Annotated in this window: 13 protein-coding genes; 5 read left to right on the top strand and 8 right to left on the bottom strand. The window is 53.1% G+C overall.

The annotated features are described in order from the left end of the window. Nucleotides 1-537 precede the first annotated feature (537 nt). The 8 genes from UC15_RS25995 to UC15_RS14330 all read right to left on the bottom strand — a co-directional run bounded on the left by UC15_RS25995 (nucleotide 538) and on the right by UC15_RS14330 (nucleotide 5,052). A complete protein-coding gene (locus tag UC15_RS25995) occupies nucleotides 538-978 on the bottom strand; it encodes an N-6 DNA methylase (RefSeq protein ID WP_232829891.1) in 441 nt (146 codons plus the stop codon). Nucleotides 979-989: 11 nt separating this feature from the next. Beyond that, entirely contained in the window at nucleotides 990-1,349 is a 360-nt protein-coding gene (locus UC15_RS25990) for a hypothetical protein (RefSeq protein WP_232829890.1), read from the bottom strand. A gap of 43 nt (nucleotides 1,350-1,392) precedes the next feature. After that, nucleotides 1,393-1,539: a succinate dehydrogenase flavoprotein subunit gene (locus tag UC15_RS14355; RefSeq protein WP_112289072.1), complete on the bottom strand. Its 147-nt coding sequence runs from the start codon at nucleotides 1,537-1,539 to the stop codon at nucleotides 1,393-1,395. 85 nt (nucleotides 1,540-1,624) lie between these two features. Then, entirely contained in the window at nucleotides 1,625-1,981 is a 357-nt protein-coding gene (locus UC15_RS14350; protein ID WP_112289071.1) for a hypothetical protein, read from the bottom strand. Nucleotides 1,982-2,029: 48 nt separating this feature from the next. Then, on the bottom strand, nucleotides 2,030-2,374 hold the full coding sequence (locus UC15_RS14345; RefSeq protein WP_112289070.1) for a hypothetical protein: 345 nt from the start codon (nucleotides 2,372-2,374) through the stop codon (nucleotides 2,030-2,032). Between the two features lie 750 nt (nucleotides 2,375-3,124). Then, nucleotides 3,125-3,325, bottom strand: coding sequence for a hypothetical protein (locus UC15_RS14340; protein ID WP_112289069.1), 201 nt, complete (start codon nucleotides 3,323-3,325; stop codon nucleotides 3,125-3,127). Nucleotides 3,326-3,367: 42 nt separating this feature from the next. Further along, the gene (locus UC15_RS14335) at nucleotides 3,368-3,868 is read right to left on the bottom strand and encodes an antirestriction protein ArdA (protein WP_112289068.1); all 501 of its coding nucleotides are present in this window, start codon (nucleotides 3,866-3,868) and stop codon (nucleotides 3,368-3,370) included. Between the two features lie 398 nt (nucleotides 3,869-4,266). Beyond that, nucleotides 4,267-5,052, bottom strand: a complete 786-nt coding sequence (locus UC15_RS14330; RefSeq protein ID WP_112289067.1) for a hypothetical protein — start codon at nucleotides 5,050-5,052, stop codon at nucleotides 4,267-4,269. Between UC15_RS14330 and UC15_RS14325 the strand changes: the two genes are divergently transcribed. The 5 genes from UC15_RS14325 to UC15_RS14305 all read left to right on the top strand — a co-directional run bounded on the left by UC15_RS14325 (nucleotide 5,038) and on the right by UC15_RS14305 (nucleotide 8,538). Further along, complete coding sequence (locus tag UC15_RS14325) at nucleotides 5,038-5,295, top strand: hypothetical protein (RefSeq protein WP_112289066.1); 258 nt, start codon at nucleotides 5,038-5,040, stop codon at nucleotides 5,293-5,295. The genes UC15_RS14330 and UC15_RS14325 overlap by 15 nt on opposite strands. A gap of 232 nt (nucleotides 5,296-5,527) precedes the next feature. Further along, a complete protein-coding gene (gene umuD, locus UC15_RS14320) occupies nucleotides 5,528-5,947 on the top strand; it encodes a translesion error-prone DNA polymerase V autoproteolytic subunit (RefSeq protein ID WP_112289065.1) in 420 nt (139 codons plus the stop codon). A gap of 6 nt (nucleotides 5,948-5,953) precedes the next feature. Then, the gene (gene umuC / locus UC15_RS14315) at nucleotides 5,954-7,213 is read left to right on the top strand and encodes a translesion error-prone DNA polymerase V subunit UmuC (protein WP_112289064.1); all 1,260 of its coding nucleotides are present in this window, start codon (nucleotides 5,954-5,956) and stop codon (nucleotides 7,211-7,213) included. Nucleotides 7,214-7,393: 180 nt separating this feature from the next. Continuing rightward, nucleotides 7,394-8,245 carry a ParA family protein gene (locus UC15_RS14310; protein WP_112289063.1) on the top strand — a complete coding sequence of 284 codons (852 nt, stop codon included), beginning with the start codon at nucleotides 7,394-7,396 and terminating at the stop codon, nucleotides 8,243-8,245. Then, the gene (locus UC15_RS14305) at nucleotides 8,245-8,538 is read left to right on the top strand and encodes a hypothetical protein (RefSeq protein ID WP_112289062.1); all 294 of its coding nucleotides are present in this window, start codon (nucleotides 8,245-8,247) and stop codon (nucleotides 8,536-8,538) included. Before UC15_RS14310 ends, UC15_RS14305 begins: the two co-directional genes overlap by 1 nt. Nucleotides 8,539-8,609 lie beyond the last annotated feature (71 nt).

The raw sequence follows: 8,609 nt of genomic DNA, 5'->3' as shown, positions 1-8,609 counted from the left end.
TACCCTTGTGAGGTCAGTGCCCCGTTCAAGTGTCTGCCACGGAGAAAGAAGCCCCGCAGCGAACACCGCTACTGAGGGAGACACCACAAAGACCGGCTGGCCGGTCCCTGGAGCATCGGCGGCTTTTCGCCGGGGCGGTTAAGGCGCTGGCGTCAGCCAGCTGCAGCCCTTGACCTTGACGTTGCCATCAGACGCTACCCGGGAGGGACGAAACCCGCAGGGGTTCGGCGGAGACTGGCAGGTGCGCAGCAGTTGCCAGGCGGAGTGTGGCTGACGACTGAACGGCGTTAGCCGGTCGGGAGCCGAAGGGGGCCATGACTTTGACGTAAGTCGTTTTAATCAGGGGCAAGAGCAGCCAATCACCGGAGATAATGACCAGGAACTGAAAGCAACGGAAAGACTGGAGAGAAAGAGCCGACAATAAAAGCCGGATCCGAATCCGCACGGAGAAAAGAGGTGGCGAAGCCACCTCAGAAGTCGCCGCCACCGGCCGCTGGTTTTAGGCAGTAAAAGCAGGGTTCCCCCTGCCTTAACAGACTACGCAGTAAATTGAGATAGCACCTTTTTCATCGCCTTCACCCGATCGCGAAATGCAAATTTTTCAGGCCAGTCATTGAGGTAATACACCGGCGTAAAACGGGTGCGGCTAAATTCCATCGATAACGTATTACCGGTTATGACCTCGGCAGGGATACCCAGAAAACTCAGCTGAATATAGGCCATGTCGGCAGCTTTCGGATCGATATCGATACAGGATGCCCAAAGCTGCTGGGAGGGATTAAAACCGTCTTCTATCATTTTTTGAGCAAAACCAATCACCATTCCAGCAGAACCGCAGCAAGGTTCACTAAGGTCTACCCAGCCCTGTTTGCTGATCGTTTCCCCGACAGCGGGTGAAAGCAATTGAGCCATGAGTGATTGCACCGAATAGGGAGTGAAGAACTGCCCCCAGTTGCCGGAACCCAGCTCAAGCTCCATGAAAACAGAACCTAAAAATCACACATTTCCGTTTCAAGTCCCATAACGACATGTCCCAGTAATTGAGCAATGCGGTTCATATCTTCTGGGTGGTAACGCCCCGCTATTTCGAGATACGTTTTTTCCAGCGCCTCAGACTTCAGAAATACATTTTCTATCGCGATAGCGGACATCGCGACGAAATCACGAAAAACCTCGTAGCGATGATGATAACGGGCGGTTTCACCGAATAATTTAATGAATGCGCGGCGATGATCATCTAAGTACATCACCGGCAATGCACGCGCTGGGGAAACGGGTAAAACGGGCGGCGCTATCACCGGCGCATTGTCAAAAGCGCGGCAAAGTCCCTCTAAACTCAGTTGTGACATAAGACACCTCTTTTAAGGCCGCCCCGTCAGGGGCGGCGCACTGTCACTGAATGCCGAGTTCGGCGCGGACGGTGGTCATAAACTGCTGCCAGTATTCAAAGCGCAGGGAAGGCATATGCGCACGTTTCCCCGTGCGGTAGGCATTTACAAACGTTTTCGCCTGTGCGACGATTTGCGGGTCAAATTGCATGGTCTAATCTCCATCTGGTTTTGATAGCCGGTCAGACTTCTCAGGGTGCAGACCGGCACGGAAGGCAGGGGAAACCCTGCTTTTTTCATTTCAGGTTCTTGTCGATCTCGCTCATCACCTCCTTAACGCGCTTCACGATCTCGCCGTGGTTCAGGTTGCTGTAGTCACGCATCCGGAAATATTGCGTCCCAATGCGGGTATAAATTTCAGTGACGTTGCCGCAGTACATTTCCTGCATCATGAAAGTTTCCGTATCCTGATCGGCTTCGCTTCGCCAGTTCATCGGGTACATCAGTCCGGCAGCTTCATGAAACTCGTTAACGGTAATTTCAACAGGGCTACAGACTGACGCCTTCTCACGTGCCTGCCAGTAATCGCGCTCAGCCTCAGATGTCGCGTTCATTCCTAAAACGGCATCGGACTGTGTAAGACGTAATTGCATATTGTTTCTCCTTCGGTTCAATGGTGGCGGGTTGCCATCAACATTGGATTAGTTGTCGTTTGCGTCTGAAACGATCGCGAACTGGTCAACGACCATACGGTCGGCTAAATCATTTCTGACTTCGGTCACCGCGTCAGCACCTGCGGTGCCGTACAATTTCACTGCAAGCCCCTGAGCCTTGAGCCACCACTGGGCGATATCCCATGCGATCAGCGGCTTGGAGCAATGCCAGTTGATGACGCCGTTCAGCAGAACGTTTTCAGCCAGTAACCCCAACAGGCGCGCTACTTCCTTAGCTTCTTCACACTCCGGCAATTGAAGGTTCCAGAGTCCGGCCAGTTGCATACAGAAAGATTTTTGCTCTCTGATAACGTCAGTCTTATTGATGCGCATTCCGTTTCTCTTCTGGTTCTCAGGCCTCTTTTCTGGTGTCACCCTTTGGGTTTCACGCAGCGCGGGGAGTCTTGCTCCGTGAAAAAAGATCGGAACGGGGTATCAGCTGAACGGACAAGGGCGGCGTCGAAGCCGCAGCGCAAAGACGTGAGGAACGAGCGGCTGCGAACGGGGGAGTAAGCCGGCGAAGCGCACCCTTGGCCGGGCAGCGCCCCGTGCCAGCGTCTGCCACGGAGAAAGAAGCACCGCAGCGAACACCGCAACGGAGGGAGACACCAAAAAGACCGGCTCGCCGGTTCCTTAAAGCCCCAAAGGGGCGGTTATAGCGCTGGCGTCAGCCAGCTGCAGCCCTTGACCTGGACCTTGCCATCAGACGCTACCCGGGAGGGACGAAACCCGCAGGGGTTCGGCGGAGACTGGAAGGTGCGCAGCAGCTGCCTGGCGGAGTGTCGCAGATGCGCAGCAGCTGCCGGCTGACGACCGGACCGCGCAGCGGGTCGGGAGCCGAAGGGGGCCATAATGTTGTTGATGTGGCCGTTGACCTGAGAAAGTAACTAACAAAGAAGAACGAAAAAGAGAGACATCAGAACAGAGAACGTGATGAACAGGGAACACTATGCTGTAACGGAGATTATGCAGATGACGGGCCATTTTACGTGGGCCGCAGGCCACGGAAAATGGCTCGTTCCGCCGCAGGCGGAGGGGTTTTCGCGCGCGCAAAGAAGGCGGCAAAGCACCGCCTCTGGCACATTATTTTCCGGTAGCGTCCTGCCCGCTTTGAATGATGAAAGCTCCGCCAATGTAGACTGAACACTGGCACGTCATGTGATAGCAAATTTCTTCAATAATGCGTTCTGTTTTAAGTGGCGATAAGCCAAATGATTTGCGGTACTCATTAACAGCAGTTTTATATTGGCGGATAATGTCGCGGGTTTCAGGGCTGAGTTTCATACGGTCTCCTATGAGGCAGGGTTTCCCCTGCCGGCTGCCAAATCAGGCAGAAAATACATAGCCATCAACAAAAACCAGTCCGCCTGTAAACAGATTGCGGGCGTAGGCTTCGAAATCAAAATAATCGCGCAGGGACTCGGGGACTTCACTGAGCAGGCCGCAATCCTCCACAAACTCCCGGGCATAGTCTTCTTCTGTAGCGGCTTCCCCCCGGTATGCTTCGTCAAACTTGTCGTAATCACATTCGCCGGAATACTCAGACCACGCAAAAAATGCTGCCGCCTGCCCTTCGCTCTCTGCGTGCTTATAGGCGTCGATAAACTCCCAGCTCACCTGAGTCTCAGATGCAAACTGAGTGGGGATCCCCTCCCAGTCCTGAAACATGAACTCGGCATCATCTTCATCAGCATGCAGCGTGCTGCAGGCCGCGTAAAACTCTTCAGCCGAATCAAAATCAGTCAGATCAAACCACTGGCCGGCAATGCTGCCGCAGTTGTATTTGTGATACGTGCCGACGTATACCGCAGGCGTTGTAGTGCTCATAGAAAATCCTCCGCAGGTTGTGGGATAACAGCTCCGGCTTACGCCGTGACGACACGACAGACGGGCGGAAAGCGGAGGATGCAGGGGCGCACCGGAGGCCGCAGCGCAAACGAGGGAGGAGGTGGTCTGAGCGGGGAACGAGTGAATATTGAACGAGAGAGCAACGGGAAGAACGCCGTACGATGAGTGCGAACGGGTGAGGATTGCGGCGACAGCGAACCCTTGCAGCCGCAGCGGCCCGTCTACAGTGAAGTCACGGCGTTAGCCGTCACAACGTGGGGCAAAATTCATCACGGGTTACAGGCCGGCAGGACAGTAACCCGAAGAAAAACGGAGCGTGCGACGTCCTTTTTTCTGTGAAATACAAAGCGACCGGTCAGCCCGATCGCTCGTTTTCATCATGCAGCGCGTTTAAATGAATCCAGCGCGGCGAGCATATCGGCGATATTCCCTTTCGCTTCTGTGACAGCGTCACGCAACAACTCACGACCAAACCAACCGCGAACGGGCTGATCGGGCAGACGCTTCACATAGGGCACACACGAACGTCCCAGCATCTTGTTGTTTTCACCGTAGCTGATCCTGATTTGCAGCGTACGGAACGTGGCGTTTTTCTGGAGAATGGCATCGATGCAGCTGTCCAGCGCATCATTGCTCCACTCATCGATCCCCTGCTCTGCCGGTTTAGTTTCCGTCACAGAGACGACGAAATTGCGGGTTTTTCGCTGGAACACCGAAGGTCTGTAGGAAGGGTTTACTGCATCGCATAAACGATAGCCATCGGCGGCAACCCTGCCGCAGATGTCGTTGATTTCGGCACGCAGAGCTTTCAGCAGCAGTTGAATCGTTTCCAAAGGCGCCTGCATGTCACTGCTATACCGCAACGTCATTGTGCCAGCGTGAGAGTATCGCTCGCTAAGGTGGTTACGGTTCAGCAGAACAGAAGAACGAGTGTCAGTGATGATCTCTTTGAGTTCGGCGACGACGGTTTCCTCCAGCAGGCCTTTGGCCTCAAGGACGGGCAACAGTGCAAGCAGGGTTTTCGTCTCGAGCTTGCCATAAAACGCAACGCCGTCGCCGGCACGATAATGCTGGTTTGTATCGACTTCCAGACTGGATGGCCACCCGCGGGCGATCAGCTGATTGCGGCAATGGCGAATGATCAGGGTATGTGCGGTATTCATGATGAAATCCTCCGGTTAGGTGCGGCGCAACTTACGCCGTGCCCCCACGACAGCCCTGCGCACAGCGGAATAAACAAGGGCGACGCCGCAAGCCGCAGCGCAGCCGTAAACGGGCTGAATGCACCGTTTACGGCGAGAACGGGTGAGGACGCCGGCGTCAGCGCACCCTTGTTTATGCAGCAGCAGGGCTACAGTGCGGGCACGGCGTTTATGCCCGCCGGGGCAACGCCACGGCATAAATAGCGGAGAGCCTCGACCTCCTTATTGAGAGTATTTTGCCCGCGTGGATAACGTCTCTACAGGGGTTATCACCTACCCATACAGAAGTTACACACTGAAACTGTGGATAACTTCCACTCAAAGTATTTCCGCCGACAAAACAGGCATCTGACCAAACCCTCTCAGACATTTCTTGCCAACATCCAAAAACACCCACCATAATACTGTATATGCATACAGCACAATTAAAGCCTTTATGAAAGCAAAAATCATTTCACCTCTGACCAGCTCACGACTGCAGCTCCCGCTGTTTGCAGACACCTGTCAGGCGGGTTTTCCCAGCCCTGCCACGGACTACGTTGAAAAGACATTGGATTTAAACGAGTTCTGCATCAGCCATCCCTCCGCCACCTTCTTCGTAAAAGCCGAGGGTGATTCGATGATCGAGTCCGGGATATTGTCGGGCGACCTGCTAATCGTGGATAAGGCAGAAAAGGCCTCCCACGGCGACATCGTCATTGCCGCCGTCGAAGGTGAGTTCACCGTGAAACGGCTCTGCACGCATCCGGTGCTGTGCCTGCAACCCATGAACCCGGCCTACTCGCCGATATTTGTTAATCCGGACGACCTGGATATTTTCGGCGTCGTTATCCACGCTATCCATTCGTTTAAGTGACGCGCCATGTATCTGCTCTGTGACGTCAACTCAATGTATGCCAGCGTCGAACAACTATTCAGACCAGACCTGAAGGGTAAGCCAGTCCTCGTGCTCAGCAATAATGACGGCGCGATCGTGGCCCTCAATAAAGAAGCCAAAAAGCTCGGCATTAAACGTTTTGCCCCCTACTTTCAGGCGAAGGACATCATCAGACGTCACCAGGTAACCTGTTTCAGTTCGAACTACGCGCTTTACGGCGACATGTCCGCACGGATCATGTCCACCCTGGAAGAAATGGCCCCAGAGCTGACCATTTACTCAATCGACGAGGCATTTATGAAGGTCACCGGCATAGATTCGTGTGAGTCTTACCTGGCCTTTGGCCAGCGCGTCAGGGCGACGGTGCGGCAGCGCACGGGTCTGACCTGCGGGATCGGGATTGCGCAGACGCTTACGCTGGCAAAGCTGGCCAATCATGCGGCGAAAACGTGGCCGGCTACTGGCGGTGTAGTTGACCTGAGCAACCGCGACCGTCAGCGAAAACTGATGGCTCTGCTGCCGGTGAATGAGACATGGGGGATCGGACGAAAATTATCAGAAAAGCTGAATGCGATGGGCATTAAGACGGTGCTGCAGCTGGCGGACGCCAACCTGAACCTGATGAAGAAGACGTTCGGTGTCGTGGTGGAGCGAACCATACGTGAACTCAACGGCACATCCTGCATATCCATTGAAGCCCTGCCAGCCAAACAGCAGATCATCTGCAGCCGCAGCTTCGGAGAACGCATTACGCAGCTTCAGGATATGAGACAGGCTGTCTGCCAGTACGCCGAACGCGCCGCAGAGAAACTCCGCCAGGAGCGGCAGTACTGCAAACACGTCAGCGTGTTTTTGCGAACCAGCCCCTACGCTAACGAACCGCAGTACGGAAACAACGCCAACCAGACGCTGATGCTGGCGACGCAGGATACCCGCGATATCGTCGCAGCTGCGATGAAGGCGCTGGATAGCATCTGGCAAGAGGGCTACCGCTTTCAGAAGGCGGGGATCGTGCTGAACGACTTCTGTGATAAGCCCGGACAGATAGACATGTTTGACGAATCGCCGCCGCGCCCCAACAGCGAGGCGCTAATGGGCATACTCGATCACATCAACACAACAGGCATGGGAAAAGTGTGGTTTGCAGGACAGGGCATCGACAAAGGCTGGAAGATGAAACGCGAGATGCTCTCCCCTTCTTACACTACTCGTTGGGGAGAACTTCCTACAGCAATAATTGGATAACCTAATAAAATCCAGACTAGTACGCCATAGACGAGGGCATGGAAGATTTTTATAAATACATGTGTAATTCAAAATAAATACTTGTGTATTGCATTTGTAATCCGTAGTATTTACTTCAAGAGGCAATTCAACAATTGCTGTATGTATTACATATGTATTTCATAGCGAGAGGAACTCCCGATGACTGAAATCTCTGAGCAATCTGAACTCACTACTTTGCCCAATACGCAGGCTAAAATCGTCGCCATCATGAATAACAAAGGCGGCGCAGGTAAAACCTCAACGATCACCAACCTGGCCATGACGCTCGCTCAGGCAGGTCGGCGAGTATTGCTCATAGATGGTGATCAGCAGGCAAACTCTACAGAGGTTATGGCCAATGGTAAGAAATATTACGCCCAGTACGGCCATACCATCTGCGATCTCTACAACAATCCACGTTTCAATATCATGGATGCCATCATCCCTGCAGTAAGCGGTGATGATAAAATCAATAACTTATTCATCATCCCATCAGACCCCTCATTTGAACGCGTAATGGAGAACTGCCTTACTCGCCACCACCGGGAAAAAATCCTGTCCCGGCATCTGCAGTCAGTGATGGAGAAATTCGACTATATCCTGATCGACTGTTCTCCCGGTCTGAACCTGTCGACAACGAACGCAGCCTTTATGGCAGACCATGTCATTATTCCGGTGGATGGTGGCAGTTTTGCCCTGACAGGACTGGATGTCGTTCTGGACTACCTGGATGAAATCCGGGAAACCCGCTTTACTCAGTTCAGCGTTTTCCGCAACGAATACAATGCAGCCAAGAAGAAAATGAATACCTATTTGCATGAGCAACTTAGCAGCAGTGAGCGGACAAGAGATAATTATCTGGAAACGCGGATCCGTACAGATGAAAATATTTCTCAGGCACAGGTGGCCTGTATCCCGCTGTATTGTTACAACAAAGGTTCGCTGGCTCTGAATGATTACCGGTCGCTGATGCGTGAATTAGAAACTGTCTTATCGAAAGAGGCTCAATAATGGCTAAAGGTCCACTCTCACGCCCGGCAATGGTTAAACCTGAAGCCATGCCTGGCGAAACAAAAACCCGCCTCTCTAACGTCAAGGTAAACCGGAACCGGACAACCAGCGAAAACCCCAAGACCATCCGCATGACACCGGCAGAAAAAGTCATGTGCAGTGAACTTGTTGATGAAATCCAGGAACTGACGACGAAAACCATCACCGATTCGACGGTACTGCGGGCTGCACTGTACCTGGCACGAGAGGTCGGCCCTGAGAAAGTGCTGGAGATGATTAAGGAAAACTTGTAATACGTTTAAATTACATCTGTATTCTTTATGTATTTCAATAATGGTATCCAGAGGGTGAGATCGTAAAGACT

It is taken from the genome of Rahnella sp. AN3-3W3, from assembly GCF_003263545.1.
Taxonomy (GTDB): domain Bacteria; phylum Pseudomonadota; class Gammaproteobacteria; order Enterobacterales; family Enterobacteriaceae; genus Rahnella; species Rahnella variigena.
Note: the sequence above shows the minus strand (reverse complement) of the source record. Positions and strands in the feature narration are given on the sequence as shown.